Origin of the sequence: Syntrophotalea acetylenica (assembly GCF_001888165.1) — a bacterium.
In the GTDB taxonomy this organism is placed as follows: Bacteria; Desulfobacterota; Desulfuromonadia; order Desulfuromonadales; family Syntrophotaleaceae; genus Syntrophotalea; species Syntrophotalea acetylenica.
Map to the genome: position 1 here is coordinate 1,886,258 of NZ_CP015455.1, position 16,731 is coordinate 1,902,988.

General features: G+C 54.7%; 10 protein-coding genes. 1 reads left to right on the forward strand and 9 read right to left on the reverse strand.

Features of this window, described 5'->3' with window-relative positions:
- Positions 1 to 21: 21 nt before the first annotated feature.
- The 5 genes from A6070_RS08725 to A6070_RS08745 form a co-directional block, all read right to left on the reverse strand.
- Complete coding sequence (locus tag A6070_RS08725) at positions 22 to 1,440, reverse strand: M16 family metallopeptidase (RefSeq protein ID WP_072285403.1); 1,419 nt, start codon at positions 1,438 to 1,440, stop codon at positions 22 to 24.
- Positions 1,437 to 2,933 carry a M16 family metallopeptidase gene (locus A6070_RS08730; protein WP_072285404.1) on the reverse strand — a complete coding sequence of 499 codons (1,497 nt, stop codon included), beginning with the start codon at positions 2,931 to 2,933 and terminating at the stop codon, positions 1,437 to 1,439. The genes A6070_RS08725 and A6070_RS08730 overlap by 4 nt, the downstream gene beginning before the upstream one ends.
- 110 nt (positions 2,934 to 3,043) lie before the next feature.
- On the reverse strand, positions 3,044 to 5,434 hold the full coding sequence (gene lon / locus A6070_RS08735) for an endopeptidase La (RefSeq protein WP_072285405.1): 2,391 nt from the start codon (positions 5,432 to 5,434) through the stop codon (positions 3,044 to 3,046).
- 329 nt (positions 5,435 to 5,763) lie between these two features.
- Complete coding sequence (locus tag A6070_RS08740; RefSeq protein WP_072285406.1) at positions 5,764 to 6,732, reverse strand: polyprenyl synthetase family protein; 969 nt, start codon at positions 6,730 to 6,732, stop codon at positions 5,764 to 5,766.
- A gap of 358 nt (positions 6,733 to 7,090) precedes the next feature.
- The gene (locus A6070_RS08745; protein WP_072285407.1) at positions 7,091 to 7,867 is read right to left on the reverse strand and encodes a J domain-containing protein; all 777 of its coding nucleotides are present in this window, start codon (positions 7,865 to 7,867) and stop codon (positions 7,091 to 7,093) included.
- Between the two features lie 506 nt (positions 7,868 to 8,373).
- Between A6070_RS08745 and A6070_RS08750 the strand changes: the two genes are divergently transcribed.
- Complete coding sequence (locus A6070_RS08750) at positions 8,374 to 10,521, forward strand: methyl-accepting chemotaxis protein (protein ID WP_072285408.1); 2,148 nt, start codon at positions 8,374 to 8,376, stop codon at positions 10,519 to 10,521.
- Between the two features lie 282 nt (positions 10,522 to 10,803).
- Here A6070_RS08750 and A6070_RS08755 read toward each other — a convergent pair whose 3' ends face one another.
- The 4 genes from A6070_RS08755 to A6070_RS08770 all read right to left on the reverse strand — a co-directional run bounded on the left by A6070_RS08755 (position 10,804) and on the right by A6070_RS08770 (position 16,441).
- Positions 10,804 to 11,895: a ribonuclease Z gene (locus tag A6070_RS08755; protein WP_072285409.1), complete on the reverse strand. Its 1,092-nt coding sequence runs from the start codon at positions 11,893 to 11,895 to the stop codon at positions 10,804 to 10,806.
- A 102-nt stretch (positions 11,896 to 11,997) separates the two neighbouring features.
- On the reverse strand, positions 11,998 to 12,669 hold the full coding sequence (locus A6070_RS08760) for a YkgJ family cysteine cluster protein (protein WP_072285410.1): 672 nt from the start codon (positions 12,667 to 12,669) through the stop codon (positions 11,998 to 12,000).
- A gap of 267 nt (positions 12,670 to 12,936) precedes the next feature.
- Positions 12,937 to 14,913, reverse strand: coding sequence for a GNAT family N-acetyltransferase (locus A6070_RS08765; RefSeq protein WP_072285411.1), 1,977 nt, complete (start codon positions 14,911 to 14,913; stop codon positions 12,937 to 12,939).
- Between the two features lie 223 nt (positions 14,914 to 15,136).
- Entirely contained in the window at positions 15,137 to 16,441 is a 1,305-nt protein-coding gene (locus A6070_RS08770; protein WP_072285412.1) for a citrate (Si)-synthase, read from the reverse strand.
- Between the last annotated feature and the right edge of the window lie 290 nt (positions 16,442 to 16,731).

A 16,731-nucleotide genomic window follows, 5' to 3' on the forward strand; every position in this document is an offset into this window, starting at 1 on the left:
AAGCGCCCCATATCATGCTGTTCACGGCGGAGATATCGTCTTGAGCGGCATCCCGAGCTGGTCCGACAAAAGGTCGGGCCGATCGGGGTTTCCTACCAGAAACAAGGTCTGCTGCCCAGGCAACAGCCGACGTTGCGCCACCTCCAGCACGGCATCGGCATCAACCGCGGCGATCCGGTCGCGGTAGCGGACCAGATAATCTTCGGGATATCCGTAAAACGCCAAGCGCATGCTCTGGCTGACCACCTCGTGGGAATCCGCAAAGCCGAACACAAAAGAGTTGATCAGGCTCTCCTTGGCCAGAGCCAGTTCATCTGCGCTCACCCGTTCTTTGCGCAGGCTTTCCATTTCGCGACGCATCAGGCGGACCACTTCGGCGACCGAGGCATTCCTGGTTTCGGCGCCGGCCACAAACAATCCGGGCAGGCGACGCCCGACCTGGAATTGGGAATAAACCGAGTAGGCAAGCCCGCGCCGGGTACGGATTTCCTGCATGAGGCGCGAGTTGAAGTTGCCGCTTCCCAGAATAAAGTCGGCAACCCGCAGGGCGTAAAGATCCGGATCGCCCTTGTCGATCCCCCGTTGCCCAAGCACTACGGTAGTCTGGGGAAGATCCTTGGGAACCAGCATCACGCATGGCGAAGGCGCGGCAGGAAGTGGCTCGACCGCAAAAAGCGGTGGTTTTGCGTGGTTACGCCAATCCTCAAGAAGAGGGCTCAGCAGAGCTGACAGCGAGGTTCGGTCAATATCCCCGGAAACAGCCATCCACATATTGCCTGGCATAAAGACGTTTTGATGGTAGGCCAGGAGATCCTCGCGTCGAATCGCCGAGACGGACTTAGAAGAGGGCAGCTCGCCCAACACGTGCCCCTGATAAAGGGTGGAAATCAGCGCCTTGCGCGCCACCAACGCGGGTTGATCGTGCTCGCGCCGCAAATTTTCCAGAAAACGCTCACGCGCCAGCGCGACCCCATCGGCGTCAAAGCGCGGATGACGCAGCACGTCCGCAATAATGCCCATACCTTCCGCCAGATCGGAACTCTGGACGGAAAAACGCAGCAGCGTCGCGTAGGTATCGGCCGTTATCGACAGATCGGCAGCGATGCCCTCCAGCGCTTGATCGACATCCAAGGCACGGCGGTCACCGGCACCGCCTCCGCGCAATGCACTGGCGTGAAGCGACGCCAGACCGCTTTTACCCTGCGGGTCGCAAATACTGCCGCCCTCGAACATAATGGTGATGGTCACCAGCGGCAATTCCTGGTCCTCCTGCAAAAAAAACCGGACGCCGCTATCCAGACGAAATCTGTCGATTTTCGGCAGATCGAAGCCGAGTTCTGCAAATTCCAGGGTATTCGGATGCGGCGGGGCGTGCCCGGCGACACACCCGCACAGCAGAACAAGCCCTGCCACGAACAACATGCGAAACCCTGTCATCATGGCGTTTGCCCTTTTGGCTTGAGGACTGCCACCGTGCGGTTTTCGGCGGTCAGATATCTTCTGACGACATCAGAGACATCGGCGGGGGTAATGGCCGCAATCCTGCGGTCGTATTCGGTCAGATAACGCCAGTCGCCGACAATGGTCTGAAAGTGCGTCAGAGTGCGCGCCAGACCGTCGTTGTCCTGCAATGAACGCAACTGATCCACCTGCAGGCGCCGGCGAATCCGATCGAGGTCCGTCTCGCTGACCGGCTCACGGCCAAAGCGTTCAAGCTCCTGATAGACGGCCTTTTCCAGCTCTTCGACCGTATGCGGATAGCGCGGCACAACAGAAATGACAAACAGATTCGGATAACGTGCCCCGGGGGCCCCGTAGGTGGCGACATCGGCAGCCAGCTGCTTTTCAACCACCAGACGTTGGTAAAGCTGTGAGGTCCTGCCATACCCCAGAAGCAGATCGATGACATCGAAAACGTAATCATCCGCCGCCGGCAAGGTCGGCTTATGGTACGCGATTGCCAGCATCGGCTGTGCATCGAATACCACCTCGACGCGCCTTTCGCCACGCTGCACAGGCTCGATAGTCGCTACCGGCGGCACCACAGTGCCGGCGGGCAAATGCCCGAAATACCTGCCAACCGTATCCACGCAAGCGTCGAAATCGACATCACCCACCAAAGCAATGACCGTATTGGCGGGAGCGTAATATTTATCCATGAAACCGCGAACATCCGCTGGACTGAGATTTTCGATGTCGGAGGACCAGCCGATAATGGGATGCCGGTAGGGATGGGCAATAAAAGCGGTCGCCAGCAGATGCTCGTAGAGCAAACCGCGGGGATTGCCGTCATAGGACCGGCGCCGCTCTTCCAGAATCACCTGGCGCTCCGTATAGAACTCCCGCAGCACCGTATTGGCCATGCGGTCGGATTCAACCGCCGCCCAAAGCTCGAGTTTGTTGGACGGCAGGGAAACGACATAACTTGTCAAATCCTTGCTGGTAAAGGCATTGTAACCGACACCGCCGTTGCGGGCATAGATATTCGAGGCCTCATCCGAAACCACAAAGGCCTGGTGTTTGTGCTGAAGCTCCGCCAGGCGGGTTTCCAGTGCGGCTATCTGCTGTTGGTCGGCCCGTGGGTCGCGTCGCAGGCGATCGAGGGTCTCGCCTGTTTCTTCAATGGCTTCCAGCAGGGGCTTTTCGGCGGCATAATTGCGCGTTCCGAGAGTTTTGGTGCCCTTGAAACGCAAATGTTCGAGAAAATGGGCCACGCCGCGGTTGCCGTTGGTTTCGTCAACCGACCCGACCCCCACAGTCAGATGCGCCGTAAAGATCGGCGCGTTGCTCCGCTCGACCACCAGCAAACGCAAACCGTTGGCAAATACATGTTCCCGCACCTTTTCAGCCAGGGGCTGAGCCTGGCCGACGGATACCCACAGAAAACACAAAAAAAAGGCGGCCACCCGCCGCCATCCGCTCAGGATCGACACAACCAACTCTCCCGGACTCTGGTGATCTGATTTAGTAAGGCCTCCCCGTGACTATACCGAAGCCCCGAAGCTAAAGCAAGATTCAACACTTCGAGACCATGCCGTACAGATCATGAACCGGGCCGCGGGTCAAGCAGGACGGAAGGATGCTCCACAAACAGATGTGGTTTGTGTTCCGTCTCGGCGATCAGAATATGAGCCATGACATCCGTCATGCTGCCGACCGGAATGATAGTCATTTCACAAAGAATCTGATCGTCAAGTTCCTTGAGATTTTCCCGGTTGCGTTCCGGGAGCAGGACGGTAGTTACCCCGGCCCGTCTGGCCGCCAGCACCTTTTCCTTCACGCCACCAACTGGCAGGATCCGGCCAGTCAGGGTCAATTCTCCCGTCATGGCGACATTGCGCCGGGCCGGGCGACCGGTCAGCAGGGAAATGAGTGACGCCGCGATGGTGACCCCGGCCGACGGGCCATCCTTGGGAATGGCCCCGGACGGCACATGGATATGGATATCGCTGTGCTCGAAGACTTTGGCATCGATGCCGAAGGCGGCATGATTGGCCCGTACGTAAGAGAGTGCCGTTTTTGCCGACTCCTGCATGACGCCGCCGAGACTGCCGGTCAGGATCAGCTCCTTACGGCCGGCCATGGCTGCGGCCTCGATAAATATGATGTCCCCTCCCGACTCGGTCCAGGCCAGGCCGGTCACGACACCGATGCGGTCCTCCTCTGCCGCCACATCCGAAAAATACCGGCGCGGCCCCAGCATTTCCTCTACCTGCCCGGCGCTGATGACAACCGCGGCAGCAGCGCCCCGGGCGACATCCTTGGCGACCTTGCGGCACACGGAGGCAATCTTGCGGTCGATGCCGCGCACTCCGGCCTCGCGGGTATAATCCTTTATGATTTTAAGCACCGCATCTTCCTCGAACTCCAGGGGATGCGCCTGCAGGCCGTTTTCGGCCTTCTGCTTGGGGATCAGGTATTTGAATGCGATCTGCAGTTTTTCCTCGTCACTGTACCCGGGCAGGCGCAACACCTCCATGCGATCCCGCAAAGGCGGGGGAACCGTGTCGATCACGTTGGCCGTGGTAATGAACATCACATGCGACAAATCGAAAGGTACGTCAAGGTAGTGATCGGTAAAAGTGTCGTTCTGTTCCGGGTCGAGGACTTCCAGCAGAGCCGCGGCGGGATCGCCACGAAAATCCTGGCCGATCTTATCCACTTCATCAAGCATGAATACCGGATTATTGGCACCGGCACGGCAGATTTCCTGAATAATGCGCCCGGGCAGGGCACCGATATAGGTGCGGCGATGTCCACGGATTTCCGCTTCATCCTTCATCCCCCCAAGGGAGATGCGGATGAATTTCCGTCCCAGCGAGCGGGCAATGGAACGTCCCAGAGAGGTCTTCCCTACGCCGGGTGGCCCTACCAGGCAGAGGATCGGGCCCTTTAGAGAAGCCTTGAGGGTGTGGACGGCCAGAAACTCCAGAATCCGTTCCTTGATTTCCACCAGATCGTAGTGGTCCTCATCGAGGACTCTCTGGGCACGATCGATGTCGAGGACATCCGCGGTACCTCGCTGCCAGGGCATGTTGCAGAGATACTCGACATAAGTGCGCGCCACCGTGTATTCGGGCGAGGAAGGATTGATGCGTTCAAGACGGGCCAGTTCCTTTTCGGCCACCGAGCGCACCACCTTGGGCATTTCACCATTTTCCACAATCTTTCGGAACTGACGGATTTCGGCCTGTTGCGGATCATCTTCTCCAAGCTGGTTCTGGATCTGCTTGAGCTGTTCGCGCAGCAGGTTTTCTTTCTGACTGCGAGCCGCCTTCCTGGAGACTTCGCCTTCCCCCTGCCCACGGGACTGCATTTTCTGAATCTCGGAAGTCAGAAAAAGATAAACCTCCTTCAATCGCTCCAGGGGATCGAGGGTTTCCAGCAGGCGTTGCTGATCCTTGACTTCCATATTCAGGTAGACAGCCAGAATATCGGCAAGCTGGCCGGCTTCATCGAGACGGCCAACCATACTGTTCACATCGTCAGGCATGGCCTGCCCGAGGGACTGGGCCACCCGCAGCAGTGCGATGATGCTCTGCATCAGAGCCTGAGCTATGGAATTGCGGTTTTCCCGATCGGGAATCAGGCTGACCGAAGCCATGACAAAGGGCGTCAGTTGACGGGTATTGATCAGGCGAACCCGGTTGCGTCCCTCCAGCATAATCTTGCAGCCCCCTTCAGGAAACCGCAGAATCTGACTGATGCTGCACAGGGTGCCGACCCGGGCATACTGTTCGCGCCCGGTGATCGGATCCACGGCCAGCACCGTCAGAATCACCAGTAGATGGTTTTTGCGCAAAGCCTCTTCGACAATCCCCATGTGCTCCCTGCCGACAAACAGCGGAAACGTCATGTGGGGAAAAATCACCTGCTCATGCAACGGGTAAACAGGCAGTTCCGGAGGCAGGCTATCGAAAGGCGATCCGCTCATAGATATGTCTCCTTCGGCGCGAACCGGTTATCATCCACACACGGGCTTGCCACCGTAACGGCGCCGATCAGCGGACTTGTTTGTAATGTGGCCCCTTTGTGGATCTCGTTCCGCGGGTAGTTACAGACAGTCCAGGCAGACAGGTTGAATTGATTGCCTGCGCGAGACGTCATGGCCGGGCACGGATCATGGCGGCTATGCGCACGGTTTGATTCAGAGGCACTGACTATATGATAGCAACCGCTAATGGACTGTCAAGGCAGGGAATAGCTTATCATTCCGGGGAGTTGTGAATTTCGGGAAAACCGTGGGAAACACGGGAGCAGCACTCAGCAACGGCGCCGGACAGCGGACCGGGCCAGCGCGACAAGCTCTTTTCGAGCCGTGCCGTCCGGGAAATATTCCAGCTGCGCACAGGCTTGCCGCACAGAGAGATCCGCCTGCCGCCGGGTGTAATCGATACTTCCATATCGGGAAAGAAGGCCCTGAACAAAACCGAGATCCGCCTCGATCGGATCTTTTCCGACAAATATCCGCTGGAGCATGCGCCGCTCGCTTTCATCGCAGTAGCGCAGCGCGTGAATCAATGGCAGGGTCATTTTCCCCTCGGCAAGATCACGGCCGACAACCTTGCCGGATTCATCCGGATCGGCAATATAATCAAGGGCATCGTCCACCAGCTGAAAGGCCACGCCGAGATGCATGCCAAAAGCAGCCAGGTTTTTTTCCCGGTCGGAATCGAGCTGACCGAGGATCGCCGCGCATCGGCAAGTTGTGGAAAACAGCGCCGCTGTTTTGCTGCGCACTACCCTCAGATAACGCCCCTCGTCCAGCATCAGATCGCCGCTGTTCATAAGCTGGATTACCTCGCCCTGAGCCATCAGCGAGGTCGTTTCCGCCAACACCCGCATAATACGGCGGTCACAGAAATCAACCATCATCTCGAAACATCGTGCGAACAGATAATCACCAACCAGGACCGCTGCCTGGTTGCCCCAGGCGATATTGGCGGAAATCCGCCCGCGACGCAGGGTGGCGCTGTCAACCACGTCATCGTGCAGCAAGGTTGCGGTATGCAGAAATTCTATAACGGCGGCAAGCGGATACCTGGATTCCCCTTCATAACCACACAAACGCGCGCAGAGCAGCAAAAGAATCGGCCGTATGCGCTTGCCCCCGCTGGCCAGAATGTAATCGCTCATCTGCCGCACCAACGGCACTTCGGAAGTCAGATGTTGCCGAAGGCTCTTTTCGACGCGGTCCAGATCCTCCTTGAGCCACTCCCGGTCAAACTGCATGCAAATCCCCATATCCTTTCATCGGGTAATCACCCGGCTACCGCACGTTGTTTGACCGAAAGCGCCCGCTTGTGAGTGGGCCAGGAAAAATATCATCCTTCAAAGACAAGTGTTTATTCAGAAAGGAAGTCATATATCCAATCTGTCGAGGTCGTAAAAGGGCCGTATCGCCGCAGGACAAAGCTATAACGACGCCATCAGATTCGATGCATCCTAGAAATTAGCGCAATACTTGTCAAAACATTTCTGTCGCCGGACAGCTGTCGGACTCAGCGCTTCTCATCCGCCGCCCCCATGCAAAACGGGCAGGATTCATTGTCCTGCCCGCCTATCGCTTCAAAGACAGAAGTATCCGCTGCTACCACCGGAACATCGATCCGTCCCCATAGAGTTGATTGTGCTCCCGGTGCTGCCGGGCCAGTTCTTCCATCTCTTCGTGACTGAAAAGGGCATTTTCCACAAAAAAACGGCCGAGCTTCTGCTGCCGTGAGCGTTGATAAAACAACAGGGTCTGCAACTGTTTCTGGCTGATATAGTCTAGACGCACGGCCTTTTCGCCAAACCGTCTTCCGGCGCCGCGAACCCCCAGGATACAGTTAACCTCGTCCTCGCTCAGCCATCCCCAGCGCAGCGCGATATCCCCGAGGTTGGGACGTTGCCGGCGTTGCCAAAACAACGCCTCCATCAGCAACCGATAATCGATCAGCCTCCGATAATAGAGAAACAGGCCGATCTGCAGAACCTGCCTCGGCAAAAAACCGGAGGCAGCTGTTTCCGCCCTGCCGGGAGGTCGCTGGTGGGCGTATCGACCGCCGGAGTGCGTCCGCTGCTGAGCCGCAGGTTGCCGCGGAGTACAAGCGGGCGCCCATAATCCGCTGTCGCGCAACTTGAAGTAATCGCAAACAGTCTCATAAGAAGATCGCAGTTTCTGAAAGACCTCGGTACGGGAGCGCTGCAAGGTGCTTCCCTCGTTACCGAAAAGGTCCGGATGGGTTTCCTTGACCTTGCGACGATAGGCGGATTTGGCCCCGCTGGGCTGAAGGTAGGAAAAAAAATCCGGAGAAAGCTGGACATCATTCCCGAAAAGGGCGCGACAAGCCTCGAAAAGATCGCTTTCAGATATCCGCACACTCAAAACCGGCTCCCCTGAAAGTAGCAACAGCTGTATTCGCCGCCAGGCATTCGATGCCTGGAATCACCTCCGCAGAGCAAGACGGCGACCTTACGCCATTTAACCTTTTGAGGCTGTTTTGTCAATAGCAGGCTGTCGAGAGCAACCGGTGACGCCCGGCCACGAGCGGCCAATAGCATGGGAAAGTCTCGCCGTGCCGCCCCGGAGCAAAGGCGCCCCGAGCCAGGACACCGTTTGTCCGGGGGGGCCAAAATGGGCCATACAAAAAAATTCAACCTTCGTCAATATCATGACAAAAGGGCCACGCCATAAACCGCCGGCCGCGACAACTGATTTTTATTGCATGAGCCTGGGGCTAGCGTATCCCCCCGCTTTACGGTACAACCTTTGCAGTCGATTTGTATTTCTACCGGTGACATATTTGATATTTCCGGTCATTTGTTTCACCCCGGTGACAAGGTCCGGCTTTGCCGGGCATTCCATAGGCCGACAGAGGGAGGGAGCAACTCGTGAAGGATCTTAAGATTTCTGCAAAAATTTTTCTGCTCAGTGGCAGCATCGTCCTGGTTTTCACCCTGGTTGCGTCATGGCTCTATATCCAGTTCCGCGACAACATCATGGAAGCGCGCCGCAACGAAATCCGTCACGTGGTCGAATCCGCATGGGGGCAGGTCGAGCACTTCGCCCGTGTGGCCCAAACCGGGCAGATGCCCGTTGAGCAGGCACAGACACAGGCCAAGGCCGTGATCCAAAATTTGCGTTTTGCCGGCGACAACTATTTCTGGATCAATGACATGCAGCCAGCCATGGTCCTGCATCCCCTCGATCCGGAGCTCAACGGCACCTCTCTGGCGACCAGGGAAGATTCAAACGGCATGCGGATGTTTGTCAAAATGACCGAACTCTGTCGTGAAAATGGCGAGGGTTTCGTCGAATACGCATGGCACAAGGACGGCTTCAGCAAACCTGTCGGCAAAATTTCCTTTGTCAAAAAGGTCGAGGGCTGGGACTGGGTCATCGGCGCCGGTCTCTACCTCGACGACATTGAAGCGGTGCTTGCCCGGCTGTTTTACACTACCTTCGGCATCCTGCTGCTGGTTATCGCCTGCTCCATGGGTCTGGTGTTTTTCGTCACCCGATCCATTTCACGGCCGCTGAACGAATCCACTGAAATTATGGAGAAGATCGGCAAGGGTGATTTCAGCCTGCGCCTGGATCTGGACCGCAAAGATGAAATCGGACGCATGGCCAAAGCTCTCAACGAATGTTTCGACAATGTCCGCGAGATGTTCCTCAATATCCGCACCATGGGCGTGCAGATCGCCGTCAATACCCTCAAGGTGTCGTCCCAGGTGGAGATGTCCTCGCACAACAGCAGGGAGCAGGGAATCCTGGCGCAGGACATTTTTGCCAGCAGCCAGGAAACCAATGCCGCGCATGGTGAAATCTCGGCCAACACCCAGAAAATATGCGCCTCGACATCGAACAACCTCGATACGGCGCAAACCTCCTTTCAGGAACTCATGGCGACCAATGCCAGCATCAACAGCATGACGGAAAAGATTGCCGGCTACACCGTAACCATCAACAAGATGGACAGTGAATCGCAGGAAATCAAAAAAATCGTGTCCCTGATAAAATCGATCGCGACCCAGACATCCCTGCTTTCCCTCAACGCAGCCATCGAAGCAGCCAGAGCCGGAGTGGCCGGCAAGGGTTTCGCCATTGTTGCGGATGAAGTGAAGGCACTGGCCGAGCAGGTCAATGGCGCCAGCGAGGACATTGCGGGCAAGATCAACAACATGCTTTCCCACATCGAAACCTGCATCAGTGAAACCGAGGATATCAGCAACGTCGCCAAGGCAACCCAGGCAGCCGTCAGCAAATCCTGCAACGGCTTCAAAACCATGATCAGCGACCTTGAAAAAAGCGATGATCAACTGCAAAGCATTACCGCCTCGGTGGAGGAACTGTCAGCCGCCAACAACGAGGTGCACGGCAAGGTCACGCATATCAATCAGATCAGCCGCGAAGTGTCGGACACCATGGAGGAGGCCAAAACCTCGACGGAAAACCTCTACCAGATCACGGAAAACCTGCAGCGCATGAATGCCCGTTTCAAAACCGGCAGGGGATATGGCGAGTATATCGTCGGCGAATTACGTAATGCCCGTAACAAAGTTCGCAAAAACCTGGAGAAAATGCTGGAGCGCGGCATCGATATTTTTGATCGTGATTATCAGCCGGTGCCGGGGACCGATCCCGCGAAATATCGCACTGCCTACACCGACGCTTTTGGCAAAGATCTTCAGCCGATTTATGACAAACTGGTCAACGACCTGAAAGGCGGCGTATTTGCCGTCTGCGTCGATGTCAATGGCTATGCGGGGACCCACAACAGTTTCTGCTCGCAACCTGTGACCGGCGATCCGGAAATCGATGCGATACACAGCCGTGACCAGCGCATCTTTGATGATCCCAGCAGCCTGACCGCCGCGCGCAATACCGATCCGGTGCTGCTGCACACCTACCAGCGCGACGATGGAGAGATCCTGAGCGAATTCGCCATGCCCATATTCATCAAAGGAAAGCATTGGGGAGCCTTGCGGCTCGGCTGCGACCCCGAAGTGGCCATGGACATGAGCTATATTTCCTGACGGACAGTCCTTAGCGGAAAATGAAAACGCCCGCCTCCATGAACGGATGGCCGGGCGTTTTTTATAGTTAGTGTCCGTCCGGAAACTCCGGATGGATACAGCGTAGTTTTCATATGGGAAACGATCAATTTTTCGTTGTGGCAAGGAAATCAAGGGGTTGCGCGGAGGCGTACATCGGTACGCCGCACAAGCAAGCCTGCGGATTGACGCCGCCATGGCGGAAAAGGGCCGTTTCCGGATGGAAACTAGTTACTTCAGTCAAATACGCAGGGCGCTGATTTTTCACATGCAATCCATTGGAACTTCGCAAGGCAGGAAGGGCCGGTGAAGCAGCCGGTCCGGCAAAAACACCAGACGGGTTTCCGGTGGCGGGCACAATTCCAGGTACAGATCCCCGCTTCTGTGGCTGCAGGATTTGGACAAGTGCACAGGCATATAGAAATCCGGCTGTATTTCGGCCAGCAGCCGGTTCATATCCCGGGTGCAGAGATGAAATGAGCGGCGGGCCTTTTGCTTGTGGTCCGCAAGAAAAGCGCATTCCCCCACAAGCAATCTGACTCCCTTGAGCAATGCGGTCACCACAGTCTGATTCTGCCTTGAAAAACCGATATCCGTCAGGTAGCCAATGGACGCACCTGACTGGCGGCGGCAAATGTTTTCATACAACTCGCGGGTATTTTCCACCAGACAGGCAATCGTATGACCATTTTCGTCAAAACGCGTCGCGTTCAGCGGGGTCCTGCCCAGCAAACCGTGATAAAATTGATGTTTAAGAACATCGATCCAGGGACCACCAACCAACCCTTGCGTGGCAATGCGCTCCGCATCCAGTGAAAAACCTGCCTTTTCGGTCAGGCGATACACCAGAACCGGGATCCGGTGACTGGCCTGCCGGGCCTCTACTTTGACCCAGCGGTTTTCAAAAATCGTCCCTCCAACACGGTCATCCTGCCCCTCAAAACAGCGGATAAAGCGTTGCGGCCCGGGGAAAATCCACCGATGCACCCTGTCGCCGGACAGCTCGTGCACACGAAAGCTGCACCAGAAATGTTCGTGCAGATTCCAGTCGTAGGCCGCCAGTTTGTGCTCTACCTTGTCGGCCAGTCCGGGAGGGCCAAAGACATCAAAAGTGCGGGGCGATACAAGCACCTGCCTCACCAGGGTATCGAATCCCATGAAATGATCCATGTGCGCGTGGCTGATGAAAACAGCAGCGACGGATTTCAGCACCCGCTTGGCCAGATGGTGCAACTGACCGCAATCGAATAACAAGGAGCGGCCCCAGGGACGCACTTTGACCCACAACACCGGATCATCCAGAAGACCGGCAAAAAAGGTTGGCTCAAGATAGCGAAAGGACAAGCGGCAGGCCATGCGCACTCCGGAAATCGAACCCCACGGTACCTGTATGCAAGGTTCCTGGTCGGCGAAAAATGCAGATACTAAAACCTTGGAAAAGCCTTTACAAACAACGCTTCAGACGTCAGCATCTCCAGGGAAAGAGTGAAAATCGATGAATAACACGGCAGGAATAAAAGTATCCGCCTCATTGACCGGCGTGCCGAACAACTCGGTGGTAAAGGCGCCGAAAAGCGCCATTTCCTTCACAAAATGCCCCCGAAAATCCCATCTCAATTCCGGGCATTCAAAGGGATTCTCTCCGACAAAATTAAGACTGCAGTAAAGCTCGGAGAAAACAGTTCCCGACAGATCGATGTTCGGCAGGCCGTGCTGGCGGCATATCAAAGGTCGCCAGGAATACACCAGGCAAGCACCGTTCTCGTCCAGAAACGGGCAAGGGGTAGGATCATCCTCGGGCATATCTGTCCATAGATGATCCGGCAGGTTGTTCAGCAGATAGGGCGGCTGGAAATCGGCCCACTGCTGCTGCAAAGCCTGCAATTGCCTTCGGGCCCGTCCGGCGATTTGCCGGCGGCGACCAGCAGGCAACCGCGAATAACCCTGCTGGAGCAGATAGGCATCAAGAAGGGTGATGTCAAACAACCCTCTGCAGCATGCAGAACAACCCTCACCGCAGCGGATCCGATCCCCAACCTGCATTTTGCACTGGGCAAACCAGGCGTCCACTGTCTCCAGAAGATGCCGGTATCGCAAGGCGATGGCATCGAGTGCGGATGTATTCACCATTATGAATGAGTCTCCGGGCTGTTTCAGCCGGGGCGAAACATGCCACTTTCCGGGGAAGAACGCTTTATAAAAAATCACGGCAGAGGTTGCGTCCCTCGCGAAGCACAATTTACAAATCCGATGGTGCCGCAAAAAATCCGTTCTACAGCGTTACGGCGTTTTTTACCACCAGAACACACGACAAACATGCCTTCACCCCTGAAAAACCCCAAGCCCTGCAGGACGAATTTTTTGCCTGGACGTCCAGGTTTTCACAAACACCTCAATCTAATCAGTAAAAACCAGCCCATCGAAATCATCGTCGGTTGCCGTAATCAGTTGATCGAAATTCTTCCTGGCGAGCGTTGCCAATTCACCAAGGGGGATGATCTTGAAAGGATCGAAATCGAAGCTGCTCATGTTCCTGGTTACATGGTAAAAAGCAATGGCTTTCTCCGGTTTGATGCCCATCGCCAGCAGTTGCCGGCAACCTTGCTGCAACAACACTATTTTACCGTACAAGTCATCCTTGTCGGCAACAGTCCAGACACCGAGATAGATGGGGCTGTCTATGTTCTTGACATCGCCCTTGAATTCACCGCGAATGAGCTGATCTCTTTTCCTGTTTAAAAGCGGTACGAAATCCAGGTGCTCGGCCAATCGCCGGTCGGCAGCATAAAAATTCCCGGTATCCGGATCAAGCGTAAAGATGATGGTTTTATTGATGGCCTGTCCGTAACTTTTAAAATATATGCCCTTGTAATCCTCAAAATCATATGTATTCAGAAGAAATTTTTCATTCTTTTTGATACGATTGATCATGCCAAGCAGCCAGAATTTAATGATTTCGTGATCAACTCGATATTTCTCAATTTCTTCTTTAATCTGTTTGAAACTGGTTTTTCCATACCGATAGGTCAGAATAAGTTTGAAGATATCACGGACGTTATTGTAATTACTGAAAGACTGAATCAGATCATAACTGAAGATTTCCATCCGCCTTAAATGCCAGATCAGGGAAGCCACTTCGGTCCGGCCGCTTTTATCACTCAACTCCAGCGTCTCGGTCGCCTTCATGAACCCGATAAAGCGCGTCTCAAGCAAGCCAAGGCGGTCGGTTTTTTTCTTGGTGCTGATATTCAGGGTGATGGTCCAGCGGGTAAACTTGCCCTCGCGGCTTTCGACCTTGATATTCCCCGCACCAAACGTCGAAAAAACCTGTCGGGTTCCGACACCCTCCCCTGCCCTGTCCGCCTTGGTCGTTTTGCCTACGAATAGCGGAAGGTTGCGATTGTCGAGCTGCAACCGCTCCGCGCCAATGCCGACTCCATTGTCCTGGATGATCAGCACCACCTTCCCTTCCTTGCGGGTAATCATGATCTGAATGAGCCCGCTTCTGCCAGCCTCTTCGATGGCATCAATGGCGTTGGAAGTCAGATTGATCAGCGCCCGGCTGTAATCCATGTAACCGCCGATGACAGGGGGTATGCTTGCTCCCAGCACGAGGCGAACCTCACAGGGGACATTGGAAGCTTCAATGAAAGGTATCACCCTGTTGGTGAGAATTTCCTTGATATTGACTTCGTGAGAAGCTTTGATTTTATCTTCATACATACTCAAGGTATTGAGCAGTGCCGTATTTTCCCGATTGATATCTTCGATAATATTATTGAAGTTATCAACAGACATGATGGAAACCATATCCGATAGAACTTTGAGGGATTTTTTCGCATCATGCCGGACCTTGCTCAACTCCTCCAGAACCGATACATCTTTATCCTTGAGCGATATACCTTTTTCCAGGATTGATTTTGCGGTAGCGGACATAAGGTAGAAACGCATTTTACGATATACCGTGGACTCTTCAAGATTAAAACCGTTGCTATAAAAAAAGTCTATCGTGCTTACAAGTTTTTCCCATACGAACAAATAAATATAGGATTCACCAGGAACGTCTTTGGCAAGTTTTCTTATAAAGGTTGAACCTATGCCTTTGCCTCGTCCAAAAGGTGAAGTAACCTGTTTATATACCTGAAACTTTGTCTTGTCCGGATTTGAATAAACGAGAATATATCCAAGAAATTCTCCCTCTTCGTCCCATACGTAACTGTGCTCATAATCGATTTCTAGAAATTTGTCCTTGATAAAAGGTGAAGGGATGAGAATTGAATCAATATTTAAAAACGGGATTTTCTTGATCTTGTTCTGATCTTCAATTGTAAGACACCTGATATAGGTAAAGTCATTTGTTGCAACCTCATCCATAGAAAGCCTCTTCCTTTCAGTTTATCCGGTCAGGGCGACTGGTCCTGAACAATCTGCCGGGCACCGACTCGTCTCTCGCTTCCGGCATTGAAACGTCACAGGCATCGAAAAAAACGATTCAAACACCAACGGACCCTTACTCGCACAGTAAGAGTCCGTTGGTGTGCTGCAATCTGCTGGCGACAATCGTCGACCTTCGCATGCGAGCCTTCCTGGCAAAGATTCAGCGAATCCCCGCCACATCCTCCATCATGTCCAGGGTTACGGATTTGGGCCGTTCCAGAGGATAGCCAAGAGCCCGGTCCCAGATAATATTGGCCAGCACGCCTATCGCCCGACCGACGGCAAACAAAACGGTATAGTATTCATATTGGGTTATACCATAGTGCCACTGGATCACGCCGGACTGGGCGTCGACGTTCGGCCAGGGGTTCCGGGCCTTGCCATGTTCCCGCAGCACATTCGGCGCCACCTTGTAAAGCATCTTGACCAACCGATATAACTTGTCATCAGGCAGATATTTTTCGCAGAACTCCATCTGCGCCTCAAACCGCGGATCGGTGCGCCGCAAGACCGCATGCCCGTAACCCGGGATAACCTGGCCGCTGTTCAGGGTTTCCCACAAATAAGCCGCCAACTCTTCTTCAGTGGGAATTCTTCCGTCGAGCTTTTCCATCTTCCCCTGAATCCAGCGCAACACCTCCTGATTGGCCAGACCGTGCAAAGGCCCCGAAAGACCGTTGACGCCGGCGGAAAAGCTGTAATAGGCATCGGCCAGAGCTGAAGCCACCAGGCGGGTGGTGTGGGTCGAGACGTTGCCCGACTCGTGGTCGGAATGCAGAATGAAATACATGCGCGCAACATCGTCGTAGGGCGGCGCAATCCCCATCATATGTGCGAAATCCCCGCCAAGATCAAGCTCCGGATCCGAGGGTATGGGAGTATCACCCTTGTATTTGAGACGATATATAAACGCGGCAATGGCAGGCAGCCTGGCCAGCAGGTTGCAGGAATCCTCATACATGGGATCCCAGAGGTCGCCCTTGCTCATGCCTTCATTGTATCGCCTTGAAAAAAGCGATTCGCGCTGCATGACGACAACGGCAGCGGAGAGCATGGCCATGGGATGCAGATCACGAGGCATGGCTCGCAAAGCCTCGAAAACGTAGCCCGGCACAGGCCGCCGTGCCTGAAAATCCTTGACGACCTGGAGGGTTTGATCCATAGTCGGCACCTCCCCCGTCAGGAGAAAGTACCAGAACCCCTCGACAAAGGGATATTCGGACCCAGGCACCCTGGGCAGGGCTGCGAAGGTTTCGGCTATGGTTTTTCCACGAAACCGCACGCCCTCCTCGGGGTCGAGATAGGAAATATCGCTGACCAGACACTTTACTCCCCGCACACCGCCGATGGCCTGCGCTATGGAGACCCTGTCCAGCTCTACCCGGCCAAACTCCTTGAGCAGACGGGTCACGCGGGGACGCTGCTCCTCAATTTTTTTGAACAGAACGTCTTTCAGCCTGGGCATCGGCAACTCCTTGAACATAGTGCATTTTGCATATTGAAAACGGCCAGGATAAACACCGGATAGCAATTGCACAGCCGTTTGACCGGCCGGGGTGCGTGTTCGGCACAAGTGCTGCAAGGATCCTGGAAAAAATCCTTGTAACTCTGTAACCTGGGGGAACACATCCGAAACGGCATCATTGGCTTTCAATGTATCGCATGCTCAACATCTTGTAAATACAGTTAAATTTCAGCTCACCGGATTTTCCCTTGCAATCTGGTCGGGTCGTGTTTAAACTGCATAAAAATTGT